We start from the raw sequence: 15,949 nt of genomic DNA, 5'->3' as shown, positions 1-15,949 counted from the left end.
CCTCGCATTGCCAGTGACATGATCAAGCACAATCCGCCTTCGCCCGAACCTTTGCACCGCGCCATTGCCCGCTTTGGCGACGTTGCCGTGCTGGTGGTCGGCGACTTCATCCTCGACCGTTTCGTCAACGGCGTCATCGAGCGCATCTCGCCGGAAGCGCCGATCCCGGTGCTGCACGGGCGCGGCGAGACCTCGACGATGGGCGGCGCAGGCAACGTTGTCGCCAACATCGTCTCGCTGGGTGCCAGCGCTATTCCCATATCGGTGATCGGCACCGATGTGGCCGGCGACAATCTGGTGCGCATGCTGCGCGAACTCGGCGCCGATACGGCTGATATGGCGCAGGAGCGCGGTCGCATGACGTCGTCGAAGAGCCGCTTCAGCGCGCTCAATCAGCAGGTGCTGCGCTTCGATGAGGAAGAGATCAAGCCGCTCGACGACAAGGAACGGGCGGACCTGGTCCGGCATTTTCGCGCCGCACTCACGCGCGCCGACATCGTCATTCTGTCCGACTATGGCAAGGGCATCTTGCTCGACGGCGTCGCCGCCGACCTGATCGCCATCTGCCGCGAGACGGGAAAACCGGTGCTGGTCGATCCCAAGGGCCGCGACTATGCGCGCTATGCCGGCGCGACCGCCATCACGCCCAACCGCAAGGAGCTTGGCGAAGCTGTCGGTCGCCCGGTTTTCGCCGACGACGAGATCGTCGCGGCGGCACGCCAGCTGATTTCGGCACATGGCTTCGACTTCGTCGTCGCCACCCGCAGCGAAAAGGGCATGAGCGTCGTCGGCGCGGATGAGGCGCGCCACATCGCCACCCAGGCGCGCGAAGTGTTCGACGTTTCGGGCGCCGGCGATACGGTCATCGCGAGCTTCGCGCTGGCTCTGGCCGCGGGCGCCGATCGCGTCATGGCCGCCTCCATCGCCAATGCCGCCGGCGGTGTGGTGGTGGGCAAACGCGGCACCGCGCGGCTGACCGTGGAGGAACTCACCGGCGCGCTGTTCCGCTCGCACGGCCCCACCGCCCACAAGGACGCCATCCTCGATGCCGCATCGGCCGCGCGCATGGTGGCGGCGTGGAAGGACGAGGGCCTGAGCGTCGGCTTCACCAATGGCTGCTTCGACATATTGCATGCCGGCCATGTCAGTCTTCTCCACGCGGCGCGCAGCCAGTGCGACCGGCTGGTGCTCGGCCTCAACAGCGATGCCTCGGTGCGTCGGCTGAAAGGCGCCGGGCGCCCGGTCAACGATCAGCATGATCGTGCCTGCGTGCTCGCCGCCCTGGCCTCGGTCGATGCGGTCGTGGTGTTCGAAGAGGATACGCCGCTGGCGCTGATCGAGGCGCTTCTGCCCGACATTCTGGTCAAGGGCGCCGACTACACGGTCGAAACCGTTGTCGGCGCCGATGTGATGCAGAAGGCGGGCGGGCGCGTCGTCCTGGTCGACCTTGTCGCCGGCAAGAGCACCACCGGCACGATCGGCAAATTGCGCGCCGGCGGCGGTACCAACTGAGGGATTTCATGTCCGGACTGAATGACTATCTGGTCCGCTCGGCGGCCGCGATCACCGCGACAGTCGAGCGTGACCTGACCGCCGAGATGGAACGTGCTGTGAGTGCGGTCGTCGCCGCGCTTTCCTCGGGCAAGGCGCTGCTGGTCTGCGGCAATGGCGGCTCGGCCAGCGACGCCATCCACATTGCCACCGAACTGGTCGGCCGCTTCCTTAAGGAGCGCAAGGCCTACAATGTGATTGCGCTGCCGGCCAACGCGGGCATGCTGACCGCCTGGGGCAATGACTATGGCTTCGACACCGTGTTTTCGCGCCAGGTCGAAGCGCATGGCGCGGCCGGCGGCGTGCTTCTGGCGATCTCGACCAGCGGCAATTCGCCGAGCATTCTGGCTGCCGCCGAACAGGCGCGCATGATGGGCATGACGGTGGTCAGCCTCACCGGCGACAGCGGTGGCAAACTCAAGCCGCTCACCGACATACTGCTCAACGTGCCCTCGACCTCGACGCCGATCATCCAGCAGGGACATCTCTGCCTCTACCACTATCTCTGCGAGGTGGTGGAAGACCGTCTGTCGAATGGCTGACACCGGGGCCTACGGTCCATACCCGCTGGCTGAGCCCGGCCTGTGGGTTGAGCGGGTGGGTTCGCGGGTGTTTCCAGCCAACGCGCCGGCGCTGTTCCTCGACCGCGACGGCACCATCAATGTCGACACCGGCTATCCCGACGATCCAGCCAAAATGGCGCTGCGCGACAGCATCGTGCCGGTCATCGCCGCCGCCAACCGGGGCAACATCCCGGTGGTCATCGTCACCAACCAGTCAGGCGTCGCGCGCGGCTATTTCGGCTGGAAGGAATTTGCCGCGGTCAACGGCCGGGTTCTCAAGCTGCTTGCCGCCCGCGATGCCTTCGTCGACATGGTTCTGGCCTGCGCGTACCACGAGGCGGGCAGCGGTCCGCTGGCGGTCGCCGACCATCCGAAGCGCAAGCCCAATCCGGGCATGCTGCTACAGGCCCGGCAGCGCCTCGGCCTCGATCTCAAACGCTCGCTGATCGTCGGCGACAATCCCGCGGATATGCTGGCCGGACAACGTGCCGGCCTGCCGCGCGGCTGGCTGGTGGATGGCGAGGGAAGTAATGAGCCGGGCTTCGAGGTTCTGCCGCTGCGCAACCCCGATGATCTGGTATGGCTTTTGGGGGCTATCGAGTCGCTCGCCCGAATCTAGGACGATCATGGGGCGCTGAACGCCACCAGCCCTTCGTCCTTGACGCGGCGGATGGTCAGCGCGGTGCGCACCGTGTCGACATTGGGGGCCGAGGCCAGTTCTTCAATGACGAAGGTCTGGAACGTGCCGAGATCGCTCGCCACGCAATGCAGCAGGAAGTCGGATTCGCCCGAGACCATCCAGGCGTCGCGCACGATCGGCCAGCCGCGAGTGCGCTCGGCGAAAGCTTTGAGCTCCGCGTCGGCTTGGTGATGCAGGCCGATCAGGCAGAAGGCGACGACATCCATGCCGAGCGCCGGCGCGTTGAGCAAGGCGCGATAGCCTCTGATGATGCCGGTTTCCTCCAGCCGCCGGACACGGCGCAGGCAGGGCGGGGCGGAAATGCCGACACGGCTCGACAGTTCGACATTGGTCATGCGCCCGTCGGCCTGAAGCTCGCGCAGAATCTTCCAGTCGATGGCGTCGAGGTCGGCTTTCAGGGGCATGGCGGTCTCGGCTTAGCGCAAGAATCTTTCGCACTCTCGTCCTTAAACGACTTTTGTGTCGATGCCAGCCCTTTGGTCGGGCGATTTCGCAACCGTAACGAAAGCGGCCATTGCGCGAATAAGCCTGTAGGCCGAAGCTTTCCGGGGACGACGGCCTGATCGTCTTGCTGGTGTGGTTGGCAACCCTTACATTACCAGCAACATTTCACGTCGTTTTCCAAGGCACACTCGATTGTCTGCCCCGCAGAGGCTTTAGATGACCACCAAGCACGCGCCTGTCCTTATCATCGGTTCCGGCCCGGCCGGCTATACCGCCGCAGTCTACGCCGCGCGCGCCATGCTCAAGCCGATGCTCGTAGCAGGCTTGCAGCAGGGCGGGCAGCTGATGATCACCACCGATGTCGAAAACTATCCGGGCTTCGCCGATCCCATCCAGGGCCCGTGGCTGATGGAGCAGATGCTGAAGCAGGCCGAGCATGTCGGCACCGATATCATCAACGACATCATCACCGAGGTTGACCTCAATGTGCGGCCGTTCCGCGCCACGGGCGATTCCGGCACCACCTACACGGCCGACGCGCTGATCATTGCCACCGGCGCGCAGGCGAAATGGCTGGGCATCCCCACCGAACAGACCTTCATGGGCTTCGGCGTGTCGGCCTGCGCCACCTGCGATGGTTTTTTCTATCGCGGCAAGGATGTCGCTGTCATCGGCGGCGGCAATTCGGCGGTGGAGGAGGCGCTCTATCTCTCCAATCTGGCGAAGAGCGTGACCGTCATCCACCGGCGCAACGATTTCCGCGCCGAGCGCATCCTGCGTGAGCGGCTGTTGAAAAAGGACAATGTCCGAGTCATCTGGGACACGATCGTCGACGAGATCACCGGCCGGCTCGGCAAGACGCCGCTGCCGCCTTCGGTCGAAGGGCTGAAGCTCAGAAATGCGGTGACCGGCGAGGTCACCCATCTCCAGGTGGACGGCGTGTTCGTGGCGATCGGCCATGCGCCGGCGGTGGAATTGTTTGTCGGCAAGCTGAAGCAGAAGCCGAACGGCTATCTGTGGACGGCGCCGAATTCGACCCGCACCGATGTGCCCGGCGTGTTCGCCGCCGGTGACGTGACCGACGATATCTACCGTCAGGCGGTGACCGCCGCCGGGCTCGGCTGCATGGCCGCGCTCGAGGCGGAAAAATACCTGGCCGGCATCGAGGTGCACCGCGAAGCGGCGGAATAAAATCTATCAAGACGGCGTCGCAAGCCGTTCAAAAGCCTGATTTTTCATTCAGACGCCAAAAACAGAACGAGGGGAGCTCAATGGCGTTGGACTGGGACAAGCTTCGCGTGTTTCACGCAGCGGCGGAGGCTGGGTCGTTTACCCATGCCGCCGAGACTTTGCACCTGTCGCAATCGGCGATTTCACGCCAGGTCAGCGCGCTCGAACATGATGTCGGGGTGCCGCTGTTTAATCGCCATGCCCGCGGCCTGGTGCTGACCGAGCAGGGCGAAATGCTGTTCCGCACGGCGCATGACGTGCTGATGAAGCTGGAGACCATCAAGTCGAAGCTGACCGAGGCCAAGGACCGGCCCTCCGGCGTGCTGAGGGTAACGACCACCGTCGGGCTCGGCGCCGGCTGGCTGACCGAGCGGGTACAGGAATTCATCGAGCTCTATCCGGAAATCAGCCTGCAGCTGATCCTGGCCAATGAGGAACTCGACCTCACCATGCGCCAGGCCGACTGCGCGATACGGCTGCGCCAGCCGCAGCAGCCCGACCTTATTCAGCGCCGCCTGTTCACCGTGCATTTCCACCTCTATGCCTCGCCGTCCTATGTCGGCAAGCACGGAAAGCCGACCTCGGTCGCCGATCTGAAGAACCATCGCATCGTCACTTTCGGCGTGCCGGTGCCGTCGCATCTGTCGGAGCTGAACTGGCTGGAAACGATCGGCGATTTCGACGGTGGGCAAAGGGTGCCGACGCTGCAGATCAATGACATCTTGTCGATCAAGCGCGCCGTGCAGGGCGGCGCCGGCATCGCCATGCTGCCCGACTACGTGATCTCCAAGGAATCGGATTTGGTGCAGCTTTTGCCGGAGACCGAGGTGCCGTCCTTCGACACCTATTTCGCCTATCCCGATGCAATGAAGAACCAGGCCAAGCTGCACGTCTTCCGCGACTTCATCATCGCCAAAGCGCGCAGCTGGTCATTTTAAACATGGCCTTGGGAGGTGCTGGTCACCCCCGCCACGGCGTCAGCCGTGGCAGCCAGCCGGGAACATTGCGGCGGTAGGTCTCGTATTCGCCACCGTAGCGGCGGGCGAGAGTCGGCTCCTCATAGAACCTGACGAAAGAGCCCATGACGATCACGCCGATGGCAGCATAGGCAGCGACGCTCCAGCTTGAAAACAGCAACGCCTGGCCCAGGATGATCGACAGTACTGCGACATACATCGGGTTGCGGACATGGCGGTACACGCCGCCGATCACCAGTCTCTCGGTGGGCGCGACAGGCGCCGGCGTGCCGAGGCCTTCGAGCGCGAAGCGGGCAAAGGAATGGACGAGCAGGGCGATGGCCGCGACAATCAGGATGGAGCCGGCCGGCACGAAGCCGGGCACCGTCGACAGCGGCAGACGGTAGCGGTCCGTGAGCAGCCAGGGCACCAGCCCGGCGACGACACAAGGTGCGGCGATGAAGAAGACCGCGCTGCCGGCGATCGCCTGGGGTGTCCGCATGTCAGGTCTCCCTTCTTCCGGCCGACCCTTCCCATCCCGCTGCCGCAAAAATAAACGCCTGTTGCCCGATTCAACGTCATTCGGCTTTTTGCCCGCGAGCGCGAGAATCAGCCCGACTTGCGGTTCTGCGAAGGCAACAGCACGGTCGCGCCATTCATTTGGCAACTTTTCGTGGTCCTATGGCCCCTAGACATGGGTAGACCACAGCCTGTACCTTTTTGCATGCGTGTGTTGCAAAATAGATGCTTGTTTCTTGGGCATGAACAGCACATATATAGATCATCTCCTGGGCGCGTTCTCCTCCCATTAGTGCCCTCGAGTGTTCCCCTCTGGAGGTTAGCCTTAACAGGCACTTCCAATCAAACTCAGCCGGATCTTCATTGATCCGGCTTTTTTGTTTCCGGGCCTGCCGTAGCCAGCGAAAAATCGAGCAAAATCGCCGCGTAACAGTGACATGTAACCTCAGGTAACATGCCGCAGGCGCGATTCATCGTTTAAGCAGATCATAGGACGCGGTGTGGTTCGACCGGGAGATGGGGGCATCACTCGGAAGATCCGGGCTCAGGCGGCTACCGCGTCCGAACCTATTCGTCTGTCAGTGCCGTATGGCGCGGCGGATACGTGCGGCGGACCTGCCGTTTTCCTCCCAAGAAGACGGTCCGCAATAAGAGCGGCGTCCGGATCATCTGGGCGCCGTTTTTTGTGCGGATCATTCTTCGGCCTATCAGGCAGCCTTGCCGTTGGCGTTCATCGCTTCGTCGGCCAACCGTCCGGTCAGCTCGGCCATGTGATCGAAGGCGCAACGATAGCTGGCGACGCCGGAGGTCGCCGAGCGCAGTTCGATGATCAGGCCGCCGATCTCGGCCTGCGGCATGGTCGCCTCCACGACATCCCATCCCGGCCAGTCAGGCCGCGCGTCGTAGCCAAGGATCTGCCCGCGCCGTTGCGGGATCAGCGCGATGATCTTCGAAGTGGCTTCGGACGGCGTGACGATCTCGACCTTCATGACCGGCTCGAGCAGCACCGGCGAGCAGGCCGCCATGCCTTCCTTCATGGCCAGCTTGGCCGCCATCTGGAAAGCCATGTCGGAGGAATCGACGGCGTGGTAGGAGCCGTCGGAGAGGTTGACGGCGACATCGACGACAGGGAAGCCGAGCGGGCCGGATTTCAGATAATCGCGCACGCCGGTTTCGACCGACTGGATGTAGGTCTTGGGCACGACGCCGCCGGTGATGGTGTCCGAGAACTGAAAGCCGGAGCCGCGCGGCAGCGGCTTGATCTCGATCACCACATCGCCGAACTGGCCATGGCCGCCGGACTGCTTCTTGTGGCGGCCGCGCTGCTGCACCGTCTTTCGGATCGTCTCGCGATAGGGGACGGCAGGCGCATGGCCTTCGACCGGAATCTGATTCTTGCCTTCCAGCCGCTCGCGCACGACCCGCAGATGCATCTCGCCATGGCCGGACAGCACGGTCTCGGCCGAGTCCTGGTTGTGGCGCAAGGTGAGCGAGGGATCTTCCTCGGCCAGGCGCTGGATGGCCGCCGACATTTTGACCTCGTCCTTGCGCTCCTTCGGCCGCAGGGCAAAGGCAAAGACCGGCTGCGGCGGCGTCAGCGTGACCAGCGGCTTGATACCGCCCTTCGTGGAGCTCAACGTCTGGCCGGTCTTGACCTCGTCCAGCTTGCCCAACGCCACCGTGTCGCCGGCCTTGGCAGCGGTGAGCTTGGATTGGTCCTTGCCGAGCATCTTGTAGATGCCGGAGACCTTCGCCGTCTCGCCATTCGACAAATAGAGTTCGGCTGCATCGGCGATCTGGCCGGAGAGTACGCGCGACACGGACAGCTTGCCGCCATGCGCGGTGTGGATGGTCTTCATCACCTGGACCACGGTGTGATTGCCGTCGGGGACGCCGAGCCGTTTGCGCGTCGCCTCGACATCCGGTGCGTCATGGCGGATCGCCTTCAAAAGGCGCAGCACGCCGTTGCCTTTTTCGGCGGTGCCGATCAGCACCGGCGTTATGGCGCCGGCGCGCAGGTCGGCGGACAGATCGTCGAAGACCGCGTCTTTCGGCGGCTCGATCTCCTCCAGCAACTGCTCCATCAACTGGTCGTCATGGTCGGCAAGCGTCTCCAGCATGGAGAAGCGAGCCTCCAGTTCGCGCGCCTTGTCGTCAGTTGGAATTTCGGCAACCTGGCTTTCGGCATATTCGCGGTAGATGTAGGCGCGCTCCAGCGCCAGGTCGATGGAACCGATCACCACATTGTCCTTGCGCAGCGGAATCTGGCGCAGCAACAGCGGCGCCGCGCTCGTCGGCTGCAGCATCTTCAGCGTATCGCGTACGCCGGCGATTGCCTTGTCGACCTTGTTGAGGAACAGGATGCGCGGCACGCCGAGATCGTCGAGCTTGCGCATGATGAGCTGCAAGGCTGGGATCTTCTTCTCGTCGGCCTCGGCGACGACCACCGCGAGATCGCAGGCTGCCAGCACCGGCTCGGCCTCGAAGGAGAATTCGATCGATCCGGGACAGTCGACGAAGGTAATCTGCTCCCCCATGAATTCGGTGGTGGCAAAGGTCGCCTCGACGCTCATGCCGTGCGCCCGCGCTTCGGGCGAATGATCGGAAACGGTGCTTCCCGATGAAACGGGATTTTGGCGGGGGATGGCGCCCGTACGGGCGAGGATGGCTTCGAGAAGTGTCGTCTTACCGCTTGCAAAGGGACCGACTATGGCAATGCATTTCGGTCCCGTGCGTCGTCCTCCGGCGCGAGTACCCATGGCTGACCTCCACTCAGGCGTTGCCCTTGGAGTGCGATCAGCAAAAGTGGAAACGGTTTTGCGCCGATCGCACCCTGTCGTGAGCGGCGGCCGGCCTGTTCGACCGTCGCGGGCGGGGTTGTTTTCATTTAGCCACCTGCCCAAGCCCATCGTCCCACGGGTTAGCCGGCAGGGCAAGGAAAATAGGAATCCGGTGCGCCGTCAGGCGGCCGAGGCAAGACCCCGGGATCAGAACCGTCCGGCGATTTCAGCTTGCCTGGGTGCGGCGCGTGGGCGTGGCGGCTGCACTCTGCTTCACCACCATCTCGGCGTAGCGCGACAGCAACGGGTTGAACAGGTCTGGGCGTTCCCAGAACGGTGCATGGCCGGCGCCTGATATGACATGGCATTGTTCCCACAGCGAGCTGTAGGCCACCGTCTCGAAGTAACTCAGCCGCACCAGCGGATCATGCTCGCCATTGATCACCGCAACCGGGAACGGAGCGTGCTCGACCACCTGTTTCTGGTCGGCGCCCTTGCCCGCAAACATGGAGCGCGCCACGCCGGCGCGAAGCCGGCCGTCGGTGCGCCTGATGGCTTCGCGGAAAGACGGACTGGCGGTGTCGCCGTAGCACAGAGCCTCAAAACGCTCGATGTCGCGTTCGGAGTAGACCTTCTTGGAGGCGAGCAGCATGTCCCAGTTGGCGTGAAAGCCGCGCAGCATGCCAAGCGGCCCCCGCGACACCGGCGGCGCTCCGGTCAGCACCAGGCCGCTGACCGCATGGTGAAAGCTGGCCAGTTCGACCGCCACATGGCCGCCGAGCGACCAGCCGAAGATGATGGCGTGGCCGATGCCCAAAGCGTCGAGAAGCCGGGCTGTGGTCTGGGCAAGGCCGGTAATCGTATAGGCGGTCGCCGGGTCGCGGGCATCGGAGGACTCGCCGTGGCCGGGAAGGTCGAAGGCGATCAGCCGATGGGCGTCGGCAAGCGGGCTGTCGAATTGACGGGCAAACACGGCGCGCGAACTGCCCGAGCCGTGGATCATGACGATGGGCATGCCGGAACCAGACGACTGGCTGAGGCGCAAGTCGGCCTGCGGCGTGCGGATGGTGCGGTGAGTGATGCTCATGCTGGATTAGACCTTGAGATTTGCCTGACCGCCAACATCGCATCGCTGGCTCTATATGTTCTTTAGACATGTGGTTAAGAAAGGATTTCTAAAGAGATAGCCGGCACGATCGCTGGCTCCATGGCAATCACGCGCGGAATCCCGACAATGGAACCAGTCCTCGATCTTCTTGTCTCGATCTGCAGCATCGCGACGCTTGGCCAATATGTCTGGTCGATGCGGGCGCATTTCCAATCGCAGGCGATGTCTCCAGGCGCCATGGTGATTTCGGCGGCGGTCATCGCCACGGCGCTGTTCTTTCTCGCCATCCTTTGGATCCAATCGCAGCCGGGTTCGGCAAAGCTCACCGGACTTGCCGTCGAACTGGCGAGCTCTGCCCTGTTCTGGTGGGCGATCGTCACGTCGCGCAAGGTGCGGCTGCGCTTCGTCTTCGCACCCGACGATCCGCACAGCCTGCTGACCCACGGCCCCTACGGCCATGTCCGCCACCCCTTCTATACGTCCTACATCGTCTTCTGGATCGGCTGGGGGATCGCGACCTGGTCGGTCTGGGCGTTGGTGCCGGTCGCCGGGATCGCTATCCTCTATGTGTTTGCGGCGCTGGACGAAGAGAAGAAATTTTCGCGCACGCCGCTGGCCGGAGCCTACGCGGACTATCGCGTACGTGCCGGCCTGTTCTGGCCCCGGCTGGGGTGGTAGCCGGCACCGGAGCAGGGTAGCTTCTGCCAAACGTAGGGATCACCAGAGATGAAGATCATTGCCTGCGGCAGCGTGCCGACCATCATCGCACCGGAGAAGTATTTCACCGGCCGCGTGTTGCAGACGCCCATCATCGAGAAGGAAGCGCCGGCCCGGCTCAGAGCCACGCTGGTCAGCTTCGAGCCCGGTGCGCGCACCCACTGGCACACGCATCCGCTGGGGCAGACGCTTTATGTCACTGCGGGCGCGGGCCTTGCGCAGACATGGGGCGGGCCGATCCAGGAGATCAAGGCGGGCGACGTGATCTCGTTCGAGCCCGGCGAGAAGCACTGGCACGGCGCGGCTCCAAAGACGACAATGACCCACGTCGCCATGCAGGAAGCGCTGGACGGCGTCCACGCAGATTGGATGGAAGCGGTCACCAGCGAGCAGTATGGCGGCTGAGGTCTGCTCCTGACAAAAACCCGGCTCGAAGCCGGGTTTCATGTCTCGGTGCCGCCAGTTCAGGTCAGCGATGCCGTGAACCGCTGGATGCGCGTGCAGGCTTCCTCCAGCAGGCTCTCCGACGTGGCGTAAGAGATACGGAAGTTGGGGCCGAGGCCGAAGGCAGAGCCGAACACCACCGCGACACCCTCGGCCTCGAGCAGTTCCGAGCAGAAGGTCTCGTCTGTGTCGATGACCTTGCCGGCCTTGGTCCTCTTGCCGATCAGCTGGGCACAGGACGGATAGACGTAGAAAGCGCCTTCCGGCGACGGGCAGGTTATGCCGCGCGCCTGGTTGAGCATCGACACGACGAGGTCGCGACGGCCCTGAAAGATCGCCTTGTTCCTGGCGACGAAATCCTGCGGGCCGTTGAGCGCCTCGACCGAGGCCCATTGCGCGATGGTGCAGGCGCCCGAGGTCTGCTGGCCCTGGATCATGTCCATCGCCTTGATCAGCTGGACGGGACCCGCGGCATAGCCGATGCGCCAGCCGGTCATGGCGTAGGCTTTCGAGACGCCGTTCATGGTCAGCGTGCGCTCGTAGAGTTTCGGCTCGACCTCGGCGATCGTCCTGAAGGCGAAGTCGCCATAGGTCAGGTGTTCGTACATGTCGTCGGTCAGTGTCCAGACATGCGGATGCTTCAAGAGCACGTCGGCTAGCGCGCGCAGCTCGGCTTCCGTGTATGCGGCGCCGGACGGGTTCGACGGCGAGTTCATCAACAGCCATTTGGTCTTCGGCGTGATCGCCTTTTCCAGTGCGGCGGGAGTGAGCTTGAAACCATTGTCGATCGAGGTGTCGGCGAACACCGAGGTGCCGCCGCAGATCGCCACCATTTCGGGATAGCTGACCCAATAGGGGCGGGGGATGATGACCTCGTCGCCTGGGTTCAGCGTCGCCATGAAGGCGTTGAACAGGATCTGCTTGCCGCCAGTGCCGACAATGGTCTGCTCGGGCTTGTAGTCGAGATTATTCTCGCGCTTGAATTTTTTCGCGATCGCCTCGCGCAGCGGCGCGATGCCCGAAACCGGCGGGTACTTGGTCTCGCCGCGGCGGATCGCCTCGATCGCCGCATTCTTGATGTTGTCGGGCGTGTCGAAATCCGGTTCGCCGGCGCCGAGGCCGATAATGTCACGGCCGGCATTTTTCAGCTCGCGGGCTTTCTGCGTCACCGCGATGGTGGCGGAAGGCTTTACGCGGGCAAGGGCGTCGGCAAGAAAGGCCATGACCAGATATCTCCAGAGGGGTCGGCGCAACCGCAAACAGCTGCGGCGCTTCTCATGTCGCATCGACCCGGCAAGTGCAAGCGTTGTCGGATGAGCCAGGGGTCAAGGACCTGTGAAGATCGGCTTTTGGAGCGCGTGCATGACGGTTTCGCTCTGCGCAGCGGGCTCGGCAATCGATAGGCTTATCCCCGGCAAGAATAAATTCATCAACGGCCGCTAAAACCTTTGACGGCAGGATCGCCAGCCATTTCGCCTGTCTCGCGGAGCGAGGGACCCTTGTCGCGCAGCACCGGGCTTGCCCACATCATCCGTCACGATGACGGCACCGCTTCAGGTGTCTGGGGTCCCTACACGCTGCAGAGCGCCTTTCAGCCGATCTTCGCCTTCAAGGAGGGCAAGCTCTCGATCGCAGCATTCGAGGGGCTGATCCGGCCGTTTCGTGACGGCGAGCCGCAATCGCCGATGAACTTCTTCCGCACCTGTCCGGCCGGCGACCGCCTGCACATCGAGGCGCTGACGCGCACGCTGCATTTGCTCAACGCCGGCGCCTGCCTGCCGCAAGAAGCCTCGATCTTCGTCAATTTCGATCCGTCGGTGTTTACCGAGCGCTCCATCGCCGACAACGCGTTGCGCGACATGCGGCTGGTGCTGCACGAAGCCGGGATCGATCCGCGCCGCATCGTCTGCGAGGTGACCGAGCAGAAGTCGGCGTCGCAGGAAACGCTCTACAGCTTTGTCGAGGCGCTGCGGGCCAATGGCTTTCGCATTGCCGTCGACGATTACGGCGCCGATGAATCCGACATCAACCGCATCAAGGAGCTCAAGCCCGACATCGTCAAATTCGATGCGCACTGGATCACGCAGCTCATGGAATCCGGCGCCGGCTTTGCCCTCTTGACTGCCATGGTGACGAACTTCGAACTACAGGGCATCCGCACGGTGTTCGAAGGCATCGAGGAAGGCTGGCAGCTTGAATTGGCCGAGAAATCCGGCGCATCGATGGTGCAGGGCTTCGTGCTGGCCAAGCCGGAACTGGCGCCGACCAGCTTTCGCGCTTTCGGCAAGGATGGGCAGCCATCTGTCGCGGCGGCCGAGCCTGGCAAGACGCCTGCCGGCCCGACTGCAGCGCCTCCAGCGCGGCCGGGCAGGGTGTTCGGGCGCAGGACCGGGCCATGACCGGGCAGCGCGAGAGGCGTCGCGATATCGGCGAAGCGATCTTTGCCGACGAGGTCGGCATCGAATACGGCGTCTACGGCGCGTTCCGGCTGAAGAGCGCCTACCAGCCGATCTTTGCGCCACGCGGCGGCGCGTTGGCCGCGGTTGCCGTCGAGGCGCTGATCGAACCGCAGCGCGCTTCCATGCCGGTTGCACCGGCCATGTTCTTCGACAGTGTTGCGCCGGGCGACCGCCTGTTTGTCGAGTCGATGTGCCGGATGCTGCATCTGAAAAACTTCCGCAACATCGGCGCCGACGGGCTCGACCTGTTCTTCAATTACAACCCGATGATCAACGATCATCTCGGGCGGGCGCTGGCCGAGATCCGGCTGATGACGCGGCATCTCGGCGATCTCGACCTGCATGCCGCCATGCTGGTCTGCGAGATCACCGAACAGGCGGCCGACGATAATGTGCTGGCTCCGCTGGTGCGCGAGATGCGGCGCCACGGCATCCGCATCGCCATCGACGATTTCGGCACCGGCCACTCGACTGCGGAGAGGATGAGCCTGCTCCAGCCGGATATTGTGAAGATCGACGGCGGCTGGTTCGCCGAATTCTGCCGCCACGCTGCCGCCGAGCGATTCTTCCGGCCGCTCGTCTCGTCGCTGCACGATCGCGGCGCCAAGGTGCTGGTGGAAGGCATCGAGCAATCCGTGCATCTGCGCGTCGCGCTGGATGGCGGCGTCGACCTGCTGCAGGGGTTCCATCTCGGCCGGCCGGCGCTGGCCGGCACGATCTTCAACCGGGAGCCGCTGTCGATCGAGGCGCTGCTTGGCGCCGGCAACAAGGTGGTGCCGCTGCATCTGCGGCGTTAATTTTGTCCTTACGCTTGCCGCCGCTTCGCGGCTCGTTCCGGACGGGGCGCCAACGGGCGCGATGCCCGGTTGGGCTTGCGGCCTTCGGCCGTAGCGCGAATGGCTTGGGACTACTTCAGCAGATGATCGTAGTCGGTGTGAGTGCCGATCCAGAACCAGATCACATCGTCATTGTTGCGAATGGCGACAGCCCGATAACTGTCATCCACTCTGGCCGACCAATAGCGTCCGACCTGCTTGAAATGCAGTGACGGGTCAAAAGGGTCATAACGCAATCTGGCAAAACGCCTATCGGCCTTTGCTCTGACCGATAATGGCAGTTTTTCATAAGCCTCCCAGAATGATGGAGAGGCGACGTGGTTCACAGAGGCCGGGTCCGGCCAGCGCGATGGTCAGCCAAAGCTTGTTCGGCATGCTTGTCCAACCGGCCCGATTGCGCGTCCGCTTCGATCTGCCGGTCCCACATGTCCGCCTGAAGCGCCTCGAACCACGCGGCAAAAGCCTTCAGTTCGTCAGGACTCAACTCGGCGACAGATTTTTCGATTTGTTCAAGTTTGGTCATGGGCGAATGGTACCACTATTGGGCCAAATGTACCACCGGTGGGACCATGGCCGCCTATGACCTCTTAAGTCCAGACAAACAAAAAGGCGGGATAAATCCCGCCTTCCCATTTTCGGTAGCCTGATCGGAGCTTTAAGTCCGGGCCGGCAGCTATCTGCTGATCCAGCTTGTCGGGTCTTTCTGCTCCAGCGCGCTTCTCGCGCGACCGTCAGTACATCCGTGACTTGCCGCGCGCCCCGAACTCTCGTCCGGCGCGCGCTATCGCAAAATCAGGCTGCCTTGCTCAGAGAACCAGCGGACGACTTGCCTGTGCGGCGGTCCTGCTCGATCTCGAAGTTGATTTTCTGGCCTTCGACCAGGGTCGACAGTCCAGCGCGCTCGACAGCGGAGATGTGAACGAAAACGTCCGCACCGCCCGAATCAGGTTGAATGAAGCCGAAGCCCTTGGTGGCATTGAACCACTTGACCGTACCAGTTGCCATATGAATAGTCCTCGCATTTGCTTTGGTTTGACCGAACCGAGGTTCAGCCGGTTTGTATCGAGATTTTGGAGATAGACGTCAGCAAACGCGAAGATCGCGAGGCCCGGATCGATCGGCCGAAATATCAATGGAGCTGATATAGGCGGGTTTCGCACCAAAAACAAGATGGCTCGAAAAATGGCGTTGCGGTGGCGCCGCCCAAAGGCCGCCCCAATCGCATGAAAGCGTCGAGCAATCGGGAAGACCGGGACGCCCGACGGCGTTAGTCCGGTTTTGGGAGACAGTCATGAAAACCGTTGTGAAAACCATTCTGCTTGCCGCCTGCCTGACGCTGGCGGCCGCCGAGGCGCAGGCAATTTCGCGCTACGACCCCACTCGTATGAGCTGCGACAGGGTGCAAGGCACGATCGCCCGCCAGGGCGCGGTCATCCTGCGCTATCAGTCCAGGCGCGTGCCGGGGCTGCCGCTCTTCGACCGCTATGTGCAGAGCCAGCAATTCTGCAATGTCGGCGAGGTCAGGAAGCGCGCCTATGTACCGAGCGCCGATACCGAATCCTGCCCGGTCTATCTCTGCAAGCGGATCGAGAACGACCATTTTCACCGCCGCTTCCTGCGCCGTCGCTAGCCGCGCCGGGTT

General features: G+C 63.2%; 18 protein-coding genes. 10 read left to right on the top strand and 8 right to left on the bottom strand.

What is annotated here, in order from left to right; all coding sequences use genetic code 11:
- The first annotated feature begins 18 nt into the window (after window positions 1–18).
- Genes rfaE1 through AC3CCE_RS04120 form a run of 3 tightly spaced genes read left to right on the top strand, consistent with a single transcriptional unit; the run spans window position 19 to window position 2,733 of the window.
- The gene (rfaE1, locus tag AC3CCE_RS04130) at window positions 19–1,512 is read left to right on the top strand and encodes a D-glycero-beta-D-manno-heptose-7-phosphate kinase (RefSeq protein WP_352626111.1); all 1,494 of its coding nucleotides are present in this window, start codon (window positions 19–21) and stop codon (window positions 1,510–1,512) included.
- Window positions 1,513–1,520: 8 nt separating this feature from the next.
- On the top strand, window positions 1,521–2,093 hold the full coding sequence (locus AC3CCE_RS04125; protein ID WP_352510497.1) for a D-sedoheptulose-7-phosphate isomerase: 573 nt from the start codon (window positions 1,521–1,523) through the stop codon (window positions 2,091–2,093).
- A complete protein-coding gene (locus AC3CCE_RS04120; protein WP_352626112.1) occupies window positions 2,086–2,733 on the top strand; it encodes a D-glycero-alpha-D-manno-heptose-1,7-bisphosphate 7-phosphatase in 648 nt (215 codons plus the stop codon). The genes AC3CCE_RS04125 and AC3CCE_RS04120 overlap by 8 nt, the downstream gene beginning before the upstream one ends.
- 5 nt (window positions 2,734–2,738) lie before the next feature.
- Here AC3CCE_RS04120 and AC3CCE_RS04115 read toward each other — a convergent pair whose 3' ends face one another.
- Complete coding sequence (locus AC3CCE_RS04115) at window positions 2,739–3,218, bottom strand: Lrp/AsnC family transcriptional regulator (protein WP_023713930.1); 480 nt, start codon at window positions 3,216–3,218, stop codon at window positions 2,739–2,741.
- 256 nt (window positions 3,219–3,474) lie between these two features.
- Between AC3CCE_RS04115 and trxB the strand changes: the two genes are divergently transcribed.
- Both trxB and AC3CCE_RS04105 read left to right on the top strand, forming a co-directional pair.
- On the top strand, window positions 3,475–4,449 hold the full coding sequence (gene trxB, locus AC3CCE_RS04110; protein WP_352626113.1) for a thioredoxin-disulfide reductase: 975 nt from the start codon (window positions 3,475–3,477) through the stop codon (window positions 4,447–4,449).
- 80 nt (window positions 4,450–4,529) lie between these two features.
- Window positions 4,530–5,426 carry a LysR family transcriptional regulator gene (locus AC3CCE_RS04105; protein ID WP_023671970.1) on the top strand — a complete coding sequence of 299 codons (897 nt, stop codon included), beginning with the start codon at window positions 4,530–4,532 and terminating at the stop codon, window positions 5,424–5,426.
- A 22-nt stretch (window positions 5,427–5,448) separates the two neighbouring features.
- Here the strand turns inward: AC3CCE_RS04105 and AC3CCE_RS04100 are convergent, their stop codons facing one another.
- The 3 genes from AC3CCE_RS04100 to AC3CCE_RS04090 form a co-directional block, all read right to left on the bottom strand.
- Complete coding sequence (locus AC3CCE_RS04100; protein WP_352626114.1) at window positions 5,449–5,946, bottom strand: methyltransferase family protein; 498 nt, start codon at window positions 5,944–5,946, stop codon at window positions 5,449–5,451.
- Window positions 5,947–6,670: 724 nt separating this feature from the next.
- Complete coding sequence (locus AC3CCE_RS04095; RefSeq protein ID WP_352626115.1) at window positions 6,671–8,722, bottom strand: elongation factor G; 2,052 nt, start codon at window positions 8,720–8,722, stop codon at window positions 6,671–6,673.
- A gap of 247 nt (window positions 8,723–8,969) precedes the next feature.
- Complete coding sequence (locus AC3CCE_RS04090; protein ID WP_352626116.1) at window positions 8,970–9,830, bottom strand: alpha/beta fold hydrolase; 861 nt, start codon at window positions 9,828–9,830, stop codon at window positions 8,970–8,972.
- 147 nt (window positions 9,831–9,977) lie between these two features.
- Between AC3CCE_RS04090 and AC3CCE_RS04085 the strand changes: the two genes are divergently transcribed.
- The gene (locus AC3CCE_RS04085; RefSeq protein WP_352626117.1) at window positions 9,978–10,529 is read left to right on the top strand and encodes a methyltransferase family protein; all 552 of its coding nucleotides are present in this window, start codon (window positions 9,978–9,980) and stop codon (window positions 10,527–10,529) included.
- Window positions 10,530–10,577: 48 nt separating this feature from the next.
- Complete coding sequence (locus AC3CCE_RS04080; protein WP_352626118.1) at window positions 10,578–10,973, top strand: (R)-mandelonitrile lyase; 396 nt, start codon at window positions 10,578–10,580, stop codon at window positions 10,971–10,973.
- Window positions 10,974–11,032: 59 nt separating this feature from the next.
- On the opposite strand, the gene AC3CCE_RS04075 is transcribed toward AC3CCE_RS04080, so the two are convergent.
- The gene (locus AC3CCE_RS04075) at window positions 11,033–12,235 is read right to left on the bottom strand and encodes a pyridoxal phosphate-dependent aminotransferase (RefSeq protein ID WP_352626119.1); all 1,203 of its coding nucleotides are present in this window, start codon (window positions 12,233–12,235) and stop codon (window positions 11,033–11,035) included.
- A 276-nt stretch (window positions 12,236–12,511) separates the two neighbouring features.
- Between AC3CCE_RS04075 and AC3CCE_RS04070 the strand changes: the two genes are divergently transcribed.
- Entirely contained in the window at window positions 12,512–13,411 is a 900-nt protein-coding gene (locus tag AC3CCE_RS04070; RefSeq protein ID WP_352626120.1) for an EAL domain-containing protein, read from the top strand.
- Window positions 13,408–14,268, top strand: coding sequence for an EAL domain-containing protein (locus AC3CCE_RS04065; RefSeq protein WP_352626121.1), 861 nt, complete (start codon window positions 13,408–13,410; stop codon window positions 14,266–14,268). The genes AC3CCE_RS04070 and AC3CCE_RS04065 overlap by 4 nt, the downstream gene beginning before the upstream one ends.
- A gap of 110 nt (window positions 14,269–14,378) precedes the next feature.
- Here the strand turns inward: AC3CCE_RS04065 and AC3CCE_RS04060 are convergent, their stop codons facing one another.
- From AC3CCE_RS04060 to AC3CCE_RS04050, 3 genes are all read right to left on the bottom strand, one after another.
- Window positions 14,379–14,633: a type II toxin-antitoxin system RelE family toxin gene (locus AC3CCE_RS04060; protein ID WP_352626122.1), complete on the bottom strand. Its 255-nt coding sequence runs from the start codon at window positions 14,631–14,633 to the stop codon at window positions 14,379–14,381.
- Window positions 14,630–14,830: a hypothetical protein gene (locus AC3CCE_RS04055; RefSeq protein ID WP_352626123.1), complete on the bottom strand. Its 201-nt coding sequence runs from the start codon at window positions 14,828–14,830 to the stop codon at window positions 14,630–14,632. The genes AC3CCE_RS04060 and AC3CCE_RS04055 overlap by 4 nt, the downstream gene beginning before the upstream one ends.
- A 269-nt stretch (window positions 14,831–15,099) precedes the next feature.
- A complete protein-coding gene (locus AC3CCE_RS04050) occupies window positions 15,100–15,312 on the bottom strand; it encodes a cold-shock protein (protein WP_015316174.1) in 213 nt (70 codons plus the stop codon).
- 298 nt (window positions 15,313–15,610) lie between these two features.
- Between AC3CCE_RS04050 and AC3CCE_RS04045 the strand changes: the two genes are divergently transcribed.
- Entirely contained in the window at window positions 15,611–15,937 is a 327-nt protein-coding gene (locus tag AC3CCE_RS04045) for a hypothetical protein (protein ID WP_352626150.1), read from the top strand.
- Window positions 15,938–15,949: the final 12 nt, after the last annotated feature.

It is taken from the genome of Mesorhizobium sp. P160187, from assembly GCF_057766425.1.
This window is presented reverse-complemented; position numbering and strand designations above follow the sequence as displayed.